General features: G+C 37.9%; 20 protein-coding genes and 1 pseudogene. 3 read left to right on the top strand and 18 right to left on the bottom strand.

Going from position 1 to position 15,964, the window contains the following annotated elements; translation table 11 throughout:
* The first annotated feature begins 2 nt into the window (after window positions 1–2).
* Window positions 3–1,295: a hypothetical protein gene (locus tag BMY13_RS02035; protein WP_175476688.1), complete on the top strand. Its 1,293-nt coding sequence runs from the start codon at window positions 3–5 to the stop codon at window positions 1,293–1,295.
* Window positions 1,296–2,039: 744 nt separating this feature from the next.
* Here the strand turns inward: BMY13_RS02035 and BMY13_RS02030 are convergent.
* The 10 genes from BMY13_RS02030 to BMY13_RS01990 all read right to left on the bottom strand — a co-directional run bounded on the left by BMY13_RS02030 (window position 2,040) and on the right by BMY13_RS01990 (window position 10,365).
* Window positions 2,040–5,204 (bottom strand): DEAD/DEAH box helicase, encoded by a 3,165-nt coding sequence (locus BMY13_RS02030; RefSeq protein ID WP_092502135.1) that lies wholly within the window; start codon window positions 5,202–5,204, stop codon window positions 2,040–2,042.
* Window positions 5,205–5,502: 298 nt separating this feature from the next.
* Window positions 5,503–5,637, bottom strand: coding sequence for a YvrJ family protein (locus BMY13_RS02025; RefSeq protein WP_092491349.1), 135 nt, complete (start codon window positions 5,635–5,637; stop codon window positions 5,503–5,505).
* 123 nt (window positions 5,638–5,760) lie between these two features.
* Window positions 5,761–5,976, bottom strand: a complete 216-nt coding sequence (locus tag BMY13_RS02020; RefSeq protein WP_092502133.1) for a DUF2922 domain-containing protein — start codon at window positions 5,974–5,976, stop codon at window positions 5,761–5,763.
* Window positions 5,977–6,008: 32 nt separating this feature from the next.
* Window positions 6,009–6,233: a DUF1659 domain-containing protein gene (locus BMY13_RS02015; RefSeq protein ID WP_092491347.1), complete on the bottom strand. Its 225-nt coding sequence runs from the start codon at window positions 6,231–6,233 to the stop codon at window positions 6,009–6,011.
* A gap of 218 nt (window positions 6,234–6,451) precedes the next feature.
* Window positions 6,452–7,651, bottom strand: coding sequence for an MFS transporter (locus BMY13_RS02010; RefSeq protein ID WP_092502131.1), 1,200 nt, complete (start codon window positions 7,649–7,651; stop codon window positions 6,452–6,454).
* A gap of 376 nt (window positions 7,652–8,027) precedes the next feature.
* Entirely contained in the window at window positions 8,028–8,129 is a 102-nt protein-coding gene (locus BMY13_RS19660) for a putative holin-like toxin (RefSeq protein ID WP_280922988.1), read from the bottom strand.
* Window positions 8,130–8,364: 235 nt separating this feature from the next.
* Window positions 8,365–8,961 (bottom strand): superoxide dismutase family protein, encoded by a 597-nt coding sequence (locus tag BMY13_RS02005; protein WP_092502129.1) that lies wholly within the window; start codon window positions 8,959–8,961, stop codon window positions 8,365–8,367.
* Between the two features lie 177 nt (window positions 8,962–9,138).
* Window positions 9,139–9,381 (bottom strand): hypothetical protein, encoded by a 243-nt coding sequence (locus tag BMY13_RS19395; protein ID WP_092502126.1) that lies wholly within the window; start codon window positions 9,379–9,381, stop codon window positions 9,139–9,141.
* Between the two features lie 65 nt (window positions 9,382–9,446).
* A complete protein-coding gene (locus BMY13_RS01995) occupies window positions 9,447–9,956 on the bottom strand; it encodes a DoxX family protein (RefSeq protein WP_092502124.1) in 510 nt (169 codons plus the stop codon).
* Window positions 9,957–10,155: 199 nt separating this feature from the next.
* Window positions 10,156–10,365, bottom strand: a complete 210-nt coding sequence (locus tag BMY13_RS01990; RefSeq protein ID WP_092491342.1) for a hypothetical protein — start codon at window positions 10,363–10,365, stop codon at window positions 10,156–10,158.
* A gap of 78 nt (window positions 10,366–10,443) precedes the next feature.
* On the opposite strand from BMY13_RS01990, the gene BMY13_RS01985 reads away from it, so the two are divergent.
* Window positions 10,444–10,782: a YqzG/YhdC family protein gene (locus BMY13_RS01985; protein WP_092491341.1), complete on the top strand. Its 339-nt coding sequence runs from the start codon at window positions 10,444–10,446 to the stop codon at window positions 10,780–10,782.
* Here the strand turns inward: BMY13_RS01985 and BMY13_RS01980 are convergent.
* From BMY13_RS01980 to BMY13_RS01945, 8 genes and pseudogenes are all read right to left on the bottom strand, one after another.
* Window positions 10,779–11,246, bottom strand: a complete 468-nt coding sequence (locus BMY13_RS01980) for a hypothetical protein (protein WP_092502122.1) — start codon at window positions 11,244–11,246, stop codon at window positions 10,779–10,781. The genes BMY13_RS01985 and BMY13_RS01980 overlap by 4 nt on opposite strands.
* A gap of 126 nt (window positions 11,247–11,372) precedes the next feature.
* Window positions 11,373–11,621, bottom strand: a complete 249-nt coding sequence (locus BMY13_RS01975; protein WP_092491339.1) for a hypothetical protein — start codon at window positions 11,619–11,621, stop codon at window positions 11,373–11,375.
* A gap of 357 nt (window positions 11,622–11,978) precedes the next feature.
* Entirely contained in the window at window positions 11,979–12,263 is a 285-nt protein-coding gene (locus BMY13_RS01970) for a TIGR04104 family putative zinc finger protein (protein ID WP_092491338.1), read from the bottom strand.
* Window positions 12,264–12,302: 39 nt separating this feature from the next.
* Window positions 12,303–12,458: pseudogene (locus tag BMY13_RS01965) on the bottom strand (DUF1801 domain-containing protein); the annotation flags it as partial.
* Entirely contained in the window at window positions 12,451–12,969 is a 519-nt protein-coding gene (locus tag BMY13_RS01960) for a DinB family protein (RefSeq protein ID WP_092502118.1), read from the bottom strand. The pseudogene BMY13_RS01965 and the gene BMY13_RS01960, both read right to left, overlap by 8 nt.
* 189 nt (window positions 12,970–13,158) lie before the next feature.
* Entirely contained in the window at window positions 13,159–13,440 is a 282-nt protein-coding gene (locus BMY13_RS01955; RefSeq protein ID WP_139184780.1) for a DUF3642 domain-containing protein, read from the bottom strand.
* A 218-nt stretch (window positions 13,441–13,658) separates the two neighbouring features.
* Window positions 13,659–14,216, bottom strand: a complete 558-nt coding sequence (locus BMY13_RS01950; RefSeq protein ID WP_092502114.1) for a histidine phosphatase family protein — start codon at window positions 14,214–14,216, stop codon at window positions 13,659–13,661.
* A gap of 23 nt (window positions 14,217–14,239) precedes the next feature.
* Complete coding sequence (locus BMY13_RS01945) at window positions 14,240–14,671, bottom strand: VOC family protein (protein WP_092502112.1); 432 nt, start codon at window positions 14,669–14,671, stop codon at window positions 14,240–14,242.
* 151 nt (window positions 14,672–14,822) lie between these two features.
* Here BMY13_RS01945 and BMY13_RS01940 point away from each other — a divergent pair, with 151 nt between their 5' ends.
* The gene (locus BMY13_RS01940) at window positions 14,823–15,908 is read left to right on the top strand and encodes an N-acetylmuramoyl-L-alanine amidase family protein (RefSeq protein ID WP_092502110.1); all 1,086 of its coding nucleotides are present in this window, start codon (window positions 14,823–14,825) and stop codon (window positions 15,906–15,908) included.
* The last annotated feature ends 56 nt before the right edge of the window (window positions 15,909–15,964 follow it).

Genomic DNA, 15,964 nt, shown 5'->3' with positions numbered 1-15,964 from the left:
TGGTGAAAGTAAAAATTGCTGTTTTTGGGCGCGAGAAGTTAATTGATCGAATTACTAAATATGTTGAAGACCAAGAGGACATTGAAATTTTCCCGTTTGTTTATACTGAAACAAAAGAGGTCACCGAATTGGTCGAAAAAGCGTTTATGTGTGATATCTATTTATTTGCAGGATCATTACCGTACTTATACGCAAAAGAAAAAGTGGAAAAGAAGAGACTTCCAGCTGTACAGGTGGATTTTGATGAGTACATGATCTTAACATCTTTTTACCGAGTCAGAAATCATCACAAGCAGGAACTGAACAGACTTTCAATTGATGTGATGAGTCGAAGGCATGTCGATAAGGTGCTGAATGAAATGGAGTTAACCAACGAGGAAATATATACTTACAGCTATGAAAATGATGAACCAGTAGATATTAACCGGATTGCCAGATATCATGAAAATTTATGGAATGAGGGTAAAATTGATTACGCCCTTACGTCGATTGAAGAGGTTGAGTCAATTTTAAAAGAAAAGAGAATCCCAACTAGCTGCATGAAAATTCCCTTACTTAACATTGAACGCGCAGTTGATCAAGCCAAATCTATTACAACTCTAAATCAATCTAAAAGCGCTCAAATCGTTGCTGGATACGTTCAAATCAAAGAATTCGATTTGATTAAGGCCGAAAAAGGCGATTTTCAAGCACAGCAATTACAGCTGAAGCTACACCAAATTCTATTAAATTACTCCCAAAAAACATATGCCTCTGTTCTATCAAATGGCAATGATAAGTTTGTAATATTTGGAACAAGAGGGATCTTAGATCACATCACCAACCATTATCGTGACTTTCCATTACTTAAGGAAATGGAGCGTGCCTTAAATACCTCGGTAGATATAGGATTCGGCCTTGGTCTAACTGCTAAGCAAGCCGAGGACAACGCAAAGTTAGCATTGGAAGCTTGTACTCAGTCAAACGATGGTACATGTTATATTGTCAATGAACGTCAAGATACCATTGGTCCGCTTGGAGTTGAAAAGGAATTTAATACATCGGAATTGTACCGTTCCTTAATCCATCAAGCTAAACTTAACAATGAGTTATCCTATAACTTTATCGACTTTATCGAAATCAGAAACAATGAACCCTTCTCATCCAATGACATCGCCAGTTACTACCGTGTCACGAAGCGAAGTGCAGAGCGTACTGTTAAAAAACTATTGGCTGGTGAAGTAATTAAAGTAGTTGGCGAGGAAAAACCATATATGAAGGGACGTCCTCGGAAATTGTTTCAGCTGAATCAGTAATCATTAGCATTCGACAGCCTTTAGCCTTATGGTGGATATCATAGCACTTATGCTATAAGAAATGATTATAGACTTTTGTATGAAAACACCTCTCTAACTCTATTACAAGTTCATTTTCCATTTTCCATAACAAATGGTGGCTGCACATTGCGGAGCCACGGAGGTTTAACGAAATAAATTTTTTCTAATCTATTTACTTTTAAGCGGACACAGAAGATGCTATTTCTATAAAAAAGTCTCCTTTTCGAACATATCCGGACACAGAAGCCCTTATTTCACATATATCATGGTTAATAGCGGGGATTTGTAACAATTAAGGTCCTTGGTGTCCGCAAACATCGCCATTTTCCTGTATTTCAGTCAAATAAGGTCCCTGTGTCCGCAAAACCTCTCAACATCAGTTATATGAAAATTCATGATAGATTGTGGCTGCGCACTTGGCAGCCATATTGCCTTCTTAACTGTCAAAAAAACCAGATTCAGCTATCTGGTTTTTTGCTTAAGATTTTCTGTTGTTAAATAAATAATTCATTATCTCATCGAAGAATGTTACTGAATCGGTTATTAGAAATATAGGCAGGAGCATTATGGCTAGTACAACTGCTATGTTGGATACAAAAAATTTCACAAATCCTTTAAGTACACCAACCAAACTCACCATCCCCTTTATAGATATTATGAATCTACAATAATAACCTATTTATGATTTACCCAAACGTGCATACATCATACGGATCCGGAGACTTATATGTTGAGAAGTTCCCGGACATCATCCTCGCTTAGACTAGACAGCATTGTTTCACCTGGCTGGATTACCTGATCAATCAGCTCACGTTTTTTCTGCTGCAGATCGTATATCTTTTCTTCGATTGTTCCCTCTGTAATAAGGCGGATTACTTGGACAACATTTTTCTGACCAAAACGATGTGCACGGCCTGTAGCCTGATCCTCAACAGCTGGATTCCACCATAAATCATATAGGATAACGGTGTCTGCACCAGTTAAGTTTAACCCTGTTCCACCCGCTTTAAGCGAGATGAGAAATACATTATTTTCGCCATTATTAAAACGCTCACTCATCTTCACGCGGTCCTCTGAAGCCGTTTGCCCATGCAAATAGAAATAATCAATTTCCTCTTGTTTCAGTTTTTCAATAATAATCTCGTGCATACTTGTAAATTGTGAGAATATCAGCATCCGCTTTCCGTTTGCAATTGCATTTCGTACAGTATCCATTAACTGGTTCAGCTTCCCTGATTCTCCCTGGTAATTTTCTACGAATACGGATGGGTGGCAGCATATTTGTCGCAACCGCGTTAATCCGGCCAGAATCTTCATCCGATTTTGGTTAAAGCCGCTTTCTTTCATGGACTGAGCTGCTTCTTGCTGCAACTCGCGCCAATAACCAACATACAGATCCTTTTGGTCTTTTGTCAGTTCTGAGACGTGTACTGTTTCAATTTTATCTGGCAATTCTTTCAATACATCTTTTTTCAGCCGGCGTAAAATAAATGGCTTTGTCAGCTGAGCAATTTTTTCATGTGATAACTGTTTAAAGCTACGTTGATTTGGCATTAGTCCGGGTAATATAACCTGAAAAATTGCCCACAGCTCGTCGATTGAATTTTCTATTGGTGTTCCACTTAAAGCAAATCTTCTACTCGCTTTAATTTCACGAATTGCTCGCGATGTCTTTGTTGCATAGTTTTTAATGTACTGTGACTCATCTAAAATCAATGTTTGGAATGATTGCTCGCGATAAAGCTCTATATCCTGCCGTAGTGTTGCATAAGATGTAATCCAGACATCCATATCAGTATATTCCTCAATCTTTTTCACTCGTTCTAATGGGGCTCCTGTTAAAATTGCCACATTCAAATCGGGCGCAAATTTATCACATTCATTTTTCCAATTATATACAACCGATGATGGTGCAACAATCAAATGTGGCATATCACTGGGCTCTGACAGGATATAAGCAATACTCTGTAATGTTTTTCCAAGCCCCATATCATCAGCCAAAATACCTCCAAGATAATATGCACTTAACGACTTAAACCATTGATACCCGGTCATTTGGTAATCTCGTAATGTTGCATTAAGGCTTTCCGGCAATGGATAAACCTGTTCCTCTGGGGATTTCAGCTGATGCAAGAGCTTACGAAAAGACGGGTCGTAATTCTTTTTTGTGTCAATTAACTCATCAACCTGTGCACCACGGTAGACAGGCATTTGAACATTTCCATCCTGTAAGTCATCTTTTTGAATATCCAAATCATCAAAAAGCTGCTTCATGGAAGAGAATTCATCCCCTTCGAGAGAAAGCAGTGCACCGCTTTGCATTCGGTAGTAGCGCTTCTTCTCCATAACAGCATTAAGAATATGGCTGATTTCTGAATCATCCACTCCATCGATATTAAAGCCAATTTCAAGCAGATTTGAAGATGATTCATGCCGTACACTCGTGCTAGGCGATGGCTCATTTTCAACGATAAAGTTACGTATCTCTGAAGTAAGGAATAGCTCGACATATTTATCAAGCAATGGCAGTACATCGTAAAGAAATTCATAAAGACTTTCTTCATCTGCTTCGATATATAATTCTTTACCATTGTAATGAAAATTCGCATGCTCAATAAGATGCATAATCTGCTGTTCTTTTTCAACATCTCGAATAATGATGACATCATCCTGTTCACGCCCGCTAAACGGGTCAATCTGGTAGTCACCATAATGATACTCAAGTTTGCCGACAATCCAATTTGCCTGAACTTCCAGGAATAATTTTGCGCGTAAAGGCACTTGAATAATTTCTGCTGCGACATTTTCATCTATTTGTACATCACCGACCTTCTTAAGTGATGGAAGGACTTCGGAAATAAAAGCATCAGCCTGCTTTTTAGGAATAGGAAGGTGTTCGTTCTCTCTTCCCACCTGGGTGATTTGTTCGATAATCGGAATCTGTTCTTTCGCTGGAAAATAAAATGCACCATGTGAAAACAGCATTTGATATAGCTTGAAATAAGTCATGGAAGCCATTTCGTCCATGGACAAAACCAGTTCCCCCTGTTCGTTTTTCGCAAGGTCAAAATGGAATGGCAGTTCATCCTCTACAATATCGATATGCTGAAAGCTCTGATCCCTTGTTTCAACAGTGAAGTCTCGTTTAATGAGCATGTGCAATAACTGTTTGGCAAGTAGTGGCGGGATAACAACTGACCGCTCTGGTGAGTCCTGATAATGATAGATGCCGCGATCAAGATATATCTTTTCATTACGTAATACGGAAAACAACAGCTCAAAAATTTCCATATCCTGCTGCATGAAATAATGTGTTTCCGGACTGTATGTGAAGGTTTTTGTAAAGTAATGCTCGTTTCCTTTCATTACATCGTTTAGAAAATCATGTGCATTTTTTACAACAAGGCATCTTTTCTCACCGACTTTTAATTCCAATAACAGATTACGTTCAAACGACCACTTGAAATAATACTCTACATGCAGCGGTATTTTTTCGGATAATACTTCTGATGTTGGTTGATAATTGGTTAATGAGGATATGGAATCAATTAGCCAATTAGTAGTTTGATAGTTATCACTCATTTTCCGAGGTGGATTATTTGTTTCTCTAGCAGAGATTGAAATTAGAGTGGCGACAATATGCTTACACGATCCATATGTGTCAAATGCTGGACAATCACAATACGCATCAACAGATCCCTTCGCAAAATCGGACGTATTAATTTCAACAAAATAATCTTCAGTCCCCTGTACAATTGCAGTCCAGACTTGATAATTTATATCATACAGTAAATCACTAACTAGGTTTTTATTGTAATACTCCAAACCGCGTCTATAGACAACGGATGGAAACATCTTTTGTATATTGATATCACGAAAGCTTTTCAAAACACAAGTACCCTACCTTCTACCATCTCTTTATCTATCATTGTATATGACACGTTCTGTTTTTTAAACTAAATACTTTTACAAGGATGGGATATTTTGGAGGAAATTATACTTTTAAAGTACAAGTTTAAAAAGAGGGGCATTCATTAAAGGGATTCCTACGAAAGCATATTTTGTTTTCTTAGAACTCTTATACTTTTGAGTACAAGCCTTAATATATATAAACCTTAGTTGCACTTATGCAGTAAGAAAGTATTTATACTTTCTTACTGCTAAGAAGAAATCTCATGTGCGAGCTCTACTTCAATTTACTTGGCAGTGCCTGGATGGATACGATTAGATCGTTGAGTTTACCTTCGATGCGGTGCAACAAATAGAATGTTACCACAATCGGAAAGCCTACTTCTGTCACAAAGGATACCCATGTTTCCAATAAAATCACTCCTGTCTGATTTGAATTTTTGCATATTTATGCTTTCTTAACTGTTAAAAAAAAAGACCAAGGCTCGAGTGCCACTGGTCTTAAGAACAGATAATATCGATTACCGCTACCTTATTAAGCTAGTTCAATTTCAGCTACGTTACGTTCAACGATACGTGCGCTCTTTTTTGAAACTAGACTGCCGCCTGATGATGTGAATGCGTCTTGTGTGATGATTTCGTCCATTGCGCTGGTGACAGCGGCTGGATCAACTGGTTCAACCGGGTTTTCCAATGAATATGTTACAGTTTTACCTTCGTTATTTAAAAATTTAAGTTCAAGTTTCTTCATTATGATTCCCCCTCCCATTTATTTTTTAAGAACTATGCCTGATTAATTTCTGAGCTGTCATTACGTTCAATATTGTAAAGCGGGCGTTCCTGAAGTCCTGCAAATGCTGTAGCGATTGCGTACAACTGATCAGCAGTTGCAGCAGGTTTAACGTTATTAAAACTTTTGGTTTTGTAGATGATATCGCCTGTTAGAATATCGTTGCCATCATCCAGTGTTAACGTTAATTGCGTTGTAACTATTTGTGATACAGCCATGTCGATCACCTCCTTTCACTACTACAATCGAACTCCAGCAGCAAAAAGTGGCATTAACTAAAAATTTATTTTTAAAACTTTAGAAAACTTGGCTTATCCCCAAAATCTTAGTTGCACTTATGCAGTAAGAAAGGATTTATACTTTCTTAACTGCTAAAAAAAGCCACCTTTTCGGATTGGGCGGCGATAGTAATATACATAATGAAACCAAGCAACAATTATGCAGCTGCTTGGTTTTTACGCTTTGTTCTTATGAATAAATATAGGTATAGAATAATTGAAAACAATACCGAGGCAGCGGAGGTTAGATAAATAACACTATAATTAAACATAAAAGCCAACTGGCCAAAAGTGATTGCGCCAAGACCGACACCTAAATCAAAAAACGAGAAAAATGTAGCGTTTGCCATTCCCTTTCGATTATCAGGAGCTTTATCTACGGACCAAGCCTGCAATGCCGGCTGCACTGAACCAAATCCAAGCCCATACATTCCAGCTGCAATCAGCATGATAAATGTACTTGGCAGCCATGCTAATAAAAGCATCGCACCAAAGATAAGAACTGTCCCTGGCAGAAATACATATACATGTCCCTTTTTATCATAAATTTTCCCTGTGAAAGTTCTGGAAACCATAAGGAAAAGAGCAAATACAAGGAAATAAGATTCAATTCCAAGTATATGATTTTCCTCAGCATATAACGGAAGAAAGGAGGTTATCCCACCAAATGTTACGGTTATAAAAAACAATAGCACTGCCGGCTGTAATGCTGTTTTTTCAAAAATATCAAATTTGACAGTGGTTGATTTTCCCGCTATTTGATCGACCTTTTTGTAATGGATTCTTGATGATAGCAAAAATGCCACAAACCCTAAAGAGGCACAGATCAGAAATAATTGTGTAAAAGAAATGTAGCCAACCAATGTAAGTCCTAACGTTGGACCAAACGCGAGTGCCAGATTACCAGATAAGCCAAAGTACCCCATCCCCTCACCACGTCGCTTTGGTGGAATCAGGTCTGTTGCAATTGTTCCAGTTGCGGTGGTAGACAAACCCCAGCCGACACCTTGCATAATTCGCATGATAAGCAAAAACACGATACTTGCAGCAAATGCATAGGAACCAACAGATAATACAAAAATAGCTAGACCTGTCATGTAAACAAAGCCTCTGCCCTTCGACTCCAATGCATGACCGGCATACGGACGGAGAAGGAGGGCTGAAAAAGTGAATACACCAACAATAATCCCAATTAATTGGTCACTGCCTCCCAATTCCTTGACGAAAAGCGGCAATGTCGGAAGTGTCATTTGGAATCCCAGAAATATAAAAAAATTAGCTAGGCAGATAAACACGAAATCCTTTGACCAAATTTTGTCGGAGATAGTTGAAGTCTTTACCTGCGAATATGTAGTCATTAATTCCGTCCCTCCTATCGTTACTCAAAAACACATTATACATGGCTCAATCGCGCCTGTCACTTTCCGTTTTACAGTGTTAATACTTTTTCAGTTCTTGAGTTTATTCACACTAGTAGCAGAATATGGTATACTTAAAATAGATAATAAATATTTTAAAAATTTGGCATATCGCTAAAGGATTCTTATTAATGCTACTTTGATTCTTAGAATCCCTTATACTTTGAGTGCATAGATTAGCCTTAGTTGCACATATTATAAGAAAAGACCACAGCGTGAACTGTGGTCTTTGGATAAGTGGTTCCCCTAAAGGGATCGGCCATTTCTTTGCGAATAGACCTCACCCTAAAATCATTTCAGGGAAAATAGGGAGGGTCTATTTTTTATTGATCGTCGATATGATCAAGGCGAGCAATGCAATCAACATGGTACCAAAACTTCCCAGCACCATCATCACTTCATACACGCTCAGAGGCATCACCCCCTTTTCACAAAAGGGTTAGCCGACCTCCCTAAAAGAACATTATCCTTGTCCTATTATAATATGAACTTATACAATAAGAAACGTACATTCGTACCAGTTTTAGAATTTTTTCAAATTTATGGGCTATTGAATCTGCTGTGCAAGCATTAGTTGTGACTTATGAAGTAAGAATGTATTTATACGTTCTTACTTGCATAGAGAAACCCGGATGAAAACCCGGGTCATAAATCTATTCGCCTATTACACCACATGCTATCCGATCACCTGCATTACCAGATGGCTGTGACTTATAATCGTCTGCTTCAGCATGAATTATAAGCGCCGTTCCTTCATTTCCAAGTAAGGAATTCTTTTTACCTTTTATCAGTGTTACCATATCAGCTATGCCTTCTGTTCGTACTGTTCCATCCTCTTTTACTACTATATTTGGCAAGTCCCCCGCATGTGGACCCTTTGGATGTTCAAATCCATGTTTCGCGTTGGTCGGATTGAAGTGACCACCGGCCGACTCAAAATCGGGTGTTTCACATACTCCTTTTTCATGAATGTGAAACCCGTGAGTACCTGGTGGCAAGTTTGACGCATCAAGCGTAATATTAGTTCCCTCATGTACTTGTCTGATTGTCGCTGTGCCGACTTTTTCCATATCCCTATTATACATTGTTACATTAACTTCTGTTGTTTCTTCGCTTAGACTTCCAAAGGTTTCTATACTCGTTTCACTTCCATGGTGCCTAGTATTCTCCATGTCATCATCCGTATCTGCACAGCCGCTCAATACCATGAAAAATAACAATGCAGCTAATAAAACAACCCACCTCTTCATGTTTAGCAAGCTCCTTTCTGTTTTGGTGAAGTTCTTTTCTCAAACCTTATTCTGCACAAAACTGGAAGACTTAAACATTTCATGAAAGTGTAATAAATTTTTTTACTAAAGATTTTTCTTATGGGAATTTTTGATAATATGATGGAAAACGCATCTGAAGTTGATGGAAAAGAATGATCATTGCCGACGTTTGGCTGTGTCGTAAATAAGTATTGCTGCAACGCCGACACTATCACGTCCTATACAGCCTTTTGTTAGGATCAAGTCCACATTGTTAACCATGATGGGTCCTCGTTCCGTTAATTCAACAAATCCCGTGTTTGGAGATTGGTTTAAGATCCTCTTCATATCTCTTGGAACAGCTTTTTCTGCTTTTAGCGAAGAGGATTCATATTGCCGATCTGCATTTCGAATTAGCAATAAAAAATACACACGCTAGTTTAACGTGTGTATTTATTTTTTTACATATGCACCTATTTTTAAAGTTAGACAGTTGCTGCCTCGTTTCTATGTTTTTGTTTAGGATTATGTGCCTTTAGGAATGGAACAACCCAGCGGTCTAATCCAAATCGACCTGCGTTATACCCAGCTACCAGGATGAACACTGTAATTAATACCATTTGAGCGTTTGTGCTGACCGTACCACTGAATAAGAATGCAAAGTTCATTGTGATACCCATCAGTGCTGCAAAGTTTGTGAAAATACCTATGATTAGCGCTAACCCGACTAACAACTCGCCCCACATAACCATAAAGCTAAATAACTCAGCGTTCGGCAATGCGAAAGTTTCAAGGAAGGTTGCCCACCAGCCTTGAACAGCTGGATGTTCCCCGCTTGCACTTGCTATTGCTCCTTGCATAAAACCACTTGCATCAAAATTGCCTCCCGCTATCTTTCCATATCCTCCGGTCAGCCATTGGTACCCAATGTATATTCTAAGAAACGCCAATACTCCAGCTGCTACTTTATTATTGCGAATGAAATTTACAAACATGATATCCATCTCCTTAAAGTTTTTATTATTATTTGTTCAGTATTTCACAAATTAACTTGGATGAATCTCTTTACTACACTTATATAATAACATGGATCTACTGATCTTTGATTATATTGTTCAGTATTTCACAATTTAGATGAAAAGTTATGTCAAAAATGTGAACTTGCTGCTTTGTTGTGGTTAGACTGGTTATCTCTTATGATTTTTTTATTGCGTAAATAATAACATATATACCCGCCAGTGCTGTAATACTAGCTATTGTAAGGGGGATTGCAACAATTTCTTTTAATTCCATGCTAAAATTATGGAACTCGACTGCATAAATTGCATTTGCAATCAGCGCTGAGCCATATATGATTGCGCTAACCAGTAAAAGTTTAACCCCAAAGTCTATTTTCTCCATCATAATTAGTCTTCCCTCCTTCACATTTCGTATAAAAATCAGTTGTAATGAAACAATAAGCGTTAGATTGGAGGCTTGTACATGCGACTATTACTCATTTCATTCAGTGTATTTCTACTACTATTTTCATCTAACCTAGAAGCATTTCCAGTTCAACAAATTGCAGTTGCGGAGAAAGATATCCCTTCTTATGCTAAATGGGGAAGAATGGCTATGAAGGAGACGCAAGCAAAATACCCTAATGCTGATATCATCGACTACCTTCACAGAGGACGGGAAACCAAAGAAGGTTCCACAATTGAAAAATTCAAGTTGTGGTTAAAGGAAAATGACAAAGAGTTCGGTGTCTTCATTAACATAGAATTTAATACCGAAACAGAAAAAGTTATCGATATTACGTTCCGGGAGTCATCAAGCTAAGGTTGTTCTTTATTTTTTAACGTGAACTCCTCTGTTTCTTCGCCCCACTGAACACTGACTTTAACCTCTTGGTTCTCAGAGCTAGTAACTCCACTGCTAGCGCCGCCATGTCTAAATACTTTCTTTTCAGGTGCCTTATCAAATGTACGATTGGACCCCATACTTCCAGACGAAGTTTCAAACTTATATTTCAGTTTTCTCACTGACGACAATTCGCTAAGTTTTCCCTTATAAGCAAGTATAATGTCGGTTTCACTTTCACTGTCACCCCTCAAGGTGTCATTCTCTTCATAGAAGACTTGTTCCCCTTCTACATGATATTCTGCTTTCCAATTTTCACTTTCGCCTGCAAACGTATAGTCATGTTCAATAACTTCTCTATTCTCTGACCTCATTACGGAGGTTGTCGCAATTAGTAAAATTACAAGTCCGACAATGCCAATTATTAGCTTATTACGGTTCAATTGCAGCCCTCCTCTTTTTAATAACTTCTATTATAATAATTAAAAGTCCTGCGAAAAGACGCATCCTTTATGGAAGATATGCGCCCTTTTTGTTGATTATTTAAATTCTCCCCCGCTCTAATACTTCTAATATCGACTCTTATGGATAGCCTCCTGTGCCTTATGCAGATATTTCTGTTTAACCTTAATATCATATGTTGATGAAAAGCTTGAACTTCCTAAATTTCCGTTCATTGGTGTGGCTGTTTTTGTTTTAGTAATTATTCCTGCATCATTAAGATTACCTTTAACTCTCCCGTATTCCTCCAGATTTTGAGTGAAGCAAACAGTTTCCCAGCTATTTTCTCGAAAAAATAAAACAATGCGCCGCAGCATTTTAAATACCTCCAGTCACTTATCATGAGTGAATTTTTTCCACATCAACATTTCCTGGCATTAAAAAGAAACCGGTGTCATCATTAATTATTATATCTCACCCCTCCACATTCCCCCTCTTCTTGATTAGCTTCACCGACTCTTCTACTCCTGCTGCAATCACACATTACTCAGACAGTTTACTTGATAGATATCCTAATCACCTTATGTTTATATTTATTAATATTGGTCTGTCCTTTATGAAAAAGTCTTATTGACAATTTCTACTCATTCGATAAAATTCCTGCAAAAAAAACGCATTCTTTATGTAAGAAATGCGCCTGTCTTTAACTCGTAGAATTAATTAACTCTTCCTTTTCACCAAAAGGGTTCCTGTTTATTGGATAACTTTAGTATAGATGGGTGAAAAATGAACGAAGCAATTACAGCCGCTATTATAGTCACCAGTACCGCCCACAAGCTTAAGTCAAGTAACACAGTGATTGGGAATACAGCTAACGGTAAGAAGTCTAACCATGACCTTATTTGTCTTGACTTGTTCGTCTCATATTGTTTTTTGCCACAATGAGGACATTTCATCTTAAAAGCTGCAACTGATTGGATCCACGTCCATTCGTTCCCGCAATTTTGACAAATCGGCATTACAAGTTAGTCACCCTTCTCATTCGGATACGTTTCTCTTAAAATACTTGGCCCCCACATCCTCGCTGGATAGCCTGTCGTTTCCGTAAATATATCCAGCAATTTGTATGCATCTTCACGCTTTTTAGTGCTGTCGACATTTTCAATAAACTCTATCACACTTTTGTCATTTTCCTTTGTTTTCAGTTCATACATTTGTGTCACTACTATTTAATAGATTTTTCATATCTGTTGGGGTTAAAAGATCCGTATCAGATGGAATATATCCTAACTGCCTAGCCATTGATACAATTTGGCCTTTGTGATGAAACTCGTGAGTGGTTGTATGTGTGAAAAGCCATAATACAGAGAGTTCCTCGTGATCTTCTTGCCAAGGAACTCGTCCTGTCAGTTTATATTCATACTCACCTTCGTATTCATCTATAAAACTGCAGACCAGGGTATCTATTTCATTAAAGACTTCTCTCATATTATTAACGTTACGTACATTTTCAGGGTTCACTGGTGTTATATTTTTCTTTAGTCCGAACTTACCCAGCCAGGACTGGTAGCATTCAGCTACATGGGCATGGAGATTTCGTACAGACCCCCAGCCAAACCCTTCAATTTCCTTTACATAATCATCATGATCCAACTGTTCACATAAGCTAAAGAGCTGCTCTCTAGTATATTTAATTAAGTCGTACTGGCTTTTTAATAGATTCATAATGATTGACTCCTCTCTATGTTTAATTAACAAAAAGCTATTTCTTCTTACTGCGAAAAATTACGAACAGATAAAAAGATAACATAACAAAATAGATCAGGCCGATACCCAGTAAAGCTTTAATAATAAAGTCCACAGAACTCCTCCTTTTTCATGCTTCCCAAGTACGGCTTAATCTCTTTTTGATAGTTATTTAATAATTTTTTCAGTTTCTTCCCGGAATTGTTCCACCAATGGCATCAGTTCATTAGTCATACGGTCAAATGATTCCTGGTTCATTTCCTCATCACTGTATATAATTAGCGAATTGAAAATCTCATTTAGAGTACTTTTAACTTTATTATATGAATCGGCATCACTATTTAGTAAATTACGAACGCCCTGTTCATAATTTGAGAGAAGCCTGTTAGCGTTTAAATCAGTAGAGTGAAACGTTTCCAAGGTAGATATCTGTAACAAAACATTCTCCATAAGGGTACTGTCTCTCTTTTCTATAGCTCTCACAGTCCCTGTTATATGGTTCTGAAAAATTAATAACTCCTTACGATACAGCGCACTCTCCATATCTTCGTTCGTTTCGTATTGATTTAACGAAACAATGCTTAAAATAACGATTAAGAGAATGGCAATTACTGAATATAAAGTTCTCCTATTAATCTCCTGCCTAATGTTACGTTTTTTAATCTACCTCAATCCTCCCATACTCTTTTCACTTCCACTAAAGCTTTTTCATCGAACGTTAATTTATAGATATCCGGCATACTTAGCGCTTTCCAAAAATGAAAATCATATTGCTTATCAAAATAGTTCATGATTATCGCCATAATATTACCATGTGTTCCAACCGCAACATTTCTCCCTTTATACTGTTCTGACACATGCTTAATAGCTTTCACGCCTCTTTGTTGAGCATGGTAATTTGACTCTCCCCCGGTCCACGCAAAATTATAATCTTGCCAAACCTTCGTTATAGCATCATCAAAATCATTAACAGGCTTTCCAGCTAACTTCCGCTCCTTGAACCCTTCCTCTATAATAACTTCCTGTTCTATGTATTCTGCTATTCCTTCAACCGTCTGAACCGCACGCATATAAGGGCTAGATACCACTACATCAATGTTTTCAGCTTGGAGCAATTCCGTAACCTTTTCAGCTACAATAAATCCTTTCTGAGATAAAGGCCGTTTTCGTTCATCAGGCGTATAAGTCGAGTGGGCATGGCGAACTAAATATATATTTGTATTCATAATGCATCCAACACTCCATTATCCTAATCAATAATTAACATGTCATTCTCATCAAATTCCCAGTCTTCCCCATAGGCAACTTCCCACATATAGCCATCTGGATCTGAGAAATAACCACTATATCCTCCCCAAAAAACGCGCACAGGATATTTCACTACAGTACCTCCAGCTTGTTCAGCTTTTTCTATTACCTCATCAACCTCCTCAGCTGATTTTGCGTTATAAGCAAGGGTGATCCCAGAGAATCCCTGTTTTGCTGGTGGATGTTCAGCATTTATATCCTTTGCTAATTCTTCCAGCGGGTATAATGCCAGTTTTGTCCCATTATTATGGAAAAAAACAATCCCTGGATTATCGTCTGTTACGGTAGTTTGAAAGCCTAGTCCATCACGGTAGAACTTTAGAGATTCACTTATATTTGTTACACCAAGTGTTAATAGATTTATTCTGTTCATCCTAATTCTCCTTCCTACACTATTATTTACTTCTCTATTTTCCAATTAAATCCTCCATTTTTTGCTAGTTCTTTTGATTTATTTTGCAGAAAAAAGGTTTATTATTTTTTATAAAGGAAATAAAATGACCATTAAGTTTAAGGAGGATTTCATGAAACAAAACCAAACTGTCACTATTGTTGGTGTCTTTTTGCTATTACTTTTAGTATTTATACCCTCCGTTCATGCCGATAGTGGACAGACATATGAGGTTGGCACTGATTCACTGAATGTCAGATCTGCCCCGGCCCACAGTGCTGAAGTAATCGGTCAGCTTAATGATGGTGACCGAGTAGTTGTTTTCGATAAAGCTTTTGGTTGGGTACAAACATATTACAACGGACAAGAAGCGTGGGTGGCATCGGATTATTTGTTTGCCGCTAATGGGGTTACTTCTGTTAACCAAAAGGAAATAACTGTTATTGCTGATGAGGTGAGACTCAGAACAGGTCCAGGTACACAACATAAGATACTCGGGTATGCTTCCTCTGGAGATACATACACCATGGTTAAAACATCAAATAAGTGGAATAAGATTATGCTCAACGATGGCTCTATTGCATGGATTGCTTCATGGCTTACAAATGCCAACGGAAGTAATCATCCAGCCGAAACTAGTGAAAATCACAATCATGCAAAAAAGCAATCCAGCGGCTCTTTAGCAGGTTACAACATCGTCCTTGACCCTGGTCATGGCGGTAAAGATCCTGGTGCTATTGGGATTGGCGGAACGTTTGAAAAAGGTATCATCATGGATACCGCTGATAACGTTGCAAAACAGTTACGTGATGCTGGCGCGACCGTTATTCTGACCCGAGAAGACGATTATTTCATCCCACTTGAAGAACGCGTGAGGATCAGTAATGCTTATAACACACATGCTTTTATCAGTCTTCACTATAATGCATATCCCTCACTTGCGATAAATGGTGTGAGTACTTATTTCCATTCCGGTGGGGATGATCGTGTTCTGGCAGGTGAAGTTCAATCTGCCATTGCACAAAAAGTTCCATTAAAAAATCGAGGTGTTATGCAAAAAGGTTATCATGTGCTGCGTGAGAATAATGATTTGTCTGTGTTAATTGAATTAGGATTCATCACCAATCCTTATGATTTAGATACGGTTCGAACAGCGGAATATCATAATAATGTAGCAGCAGGAGTTGTTGAAGGTTTAAAGAATTATTTTAATGAGTAATATGAAGGGCTGTCCATTAGCTATTATGGCTAATGGACAGCCCTTCTTTAACAATA

The organism is Virgibacillus subterraneus (genome assembly GCF_900110695.1).
Taxonomy (GTDB): domain Bacteria; phylum Bacillota; class Bacilli; order Bacillales; family Amphibacillaceae; genus Lentibacillus; species Lentibacillus subterraneus.
Note: the sequence above shows the minus strand (reverse complement) of the source record. Positions and strands in the feature narration are given on the sequence as shown.

Coding starts and splice junctions, on each gene's coding strand:
- BMY13_RS01970 (WP_092491338.1), bottom strand. CDS start 12,263: ATGCCGATTTGTCAAAATTGCGGGAACGAATGGACGTGGATCCAATCA.
- BMY13_RS01945 (WP_092502112.1), bottom strand. CDS start 14,671: ATGAACAGAATAAATCTATTAACACTTGGTGTAACAAATATAAGTGAA.
- BMY13_RS02020 (WP_092502133.1), bottom strand. CDS start 5,976: ATGAAGAAACTTGAACTTAAATTTTTAAATAACGAAGGTAAAACTGTA.
- BMY13_RS02015 (WP_092491347.1), bottom strand. CDS start 6,233: ATGGCTGTATCACAAATAGTTACAACGCAATTAACGTTAACACTGGAT.
- BMY13_RS01960 (WP_092502118.1), bottom strand. CDS start 12,969: ATGAATCTATTAAAAAGCCAGTACGACTTAATTAAATATACTAGAGAG.
- BMY13_RS01975 (WP_092491339.1), bottom strand. CDS start 11,621: ATGCTGCGGCGCATTGTTTTATTTTTTCGAGAAAATAGCTGGGAAACT.
- BMY13_RS01940 (WP_092502110.1), top strand. CDS start 14,823: ATGAAACAAAACCAAACTGTCACTATTGTTGGTGTCTTTTTGCTATTA.
- BMY13_RS02005 (WP_092502129.1), bottom strand. CDS start 8,961: ATGAAGAGGTGGGTTGTTTTATTAGCTGCATTGTTATTTTTCATGGTA.
- BMY13_RS01995 (WP_092502124.1), bottom strand. CDS start 9,956: ATGTTTGTAAATTTCATTCGCAATAATAAAGTAGCAGCTGGAGTATTG.
- BMY13_RS19660 (WP_280922988.1), bottom strand. CDS start 8,129: ATGCCTCTGAGCGTGTATGAAGTGATGATGGTGCTGGGAAGTTTTGGT.
- BMY13_RS01955 (WP_139184780.1), bottom strand. CDS start 13,440: ATGGAGAATGTTTTGTTACAGATATCTACCTTGGAAACGTTTCACTCT.
- BMY13_RS01985 (WP_092491341.1), top strand. CDS start 10,444: ATGCGACTATTACTCATTTCATTCAGTGTATTTCTACTACTATTTTCA.
- BMY13_RS01950 (WP_092502114.1), bottom strand. CDS start 14,216: ATGAATACAAATATATATTTAGTTCGCCATGCCCACTCGACTTATACG.
- BMY13_RS02010 (WP_092502131.1), bottom strand. CDS start 7,651: ATGACTACATATTCGCAGGTAAAGACTTCAACTATCTCCGACAAAATT.
- BMY13_RS01990 (WP_092491342.1), bottom strand. CDS start 10,365: ATGATGGAGAAAATAGACTTTGGGGTTAAACTTTTACTGGTTAGCGCA.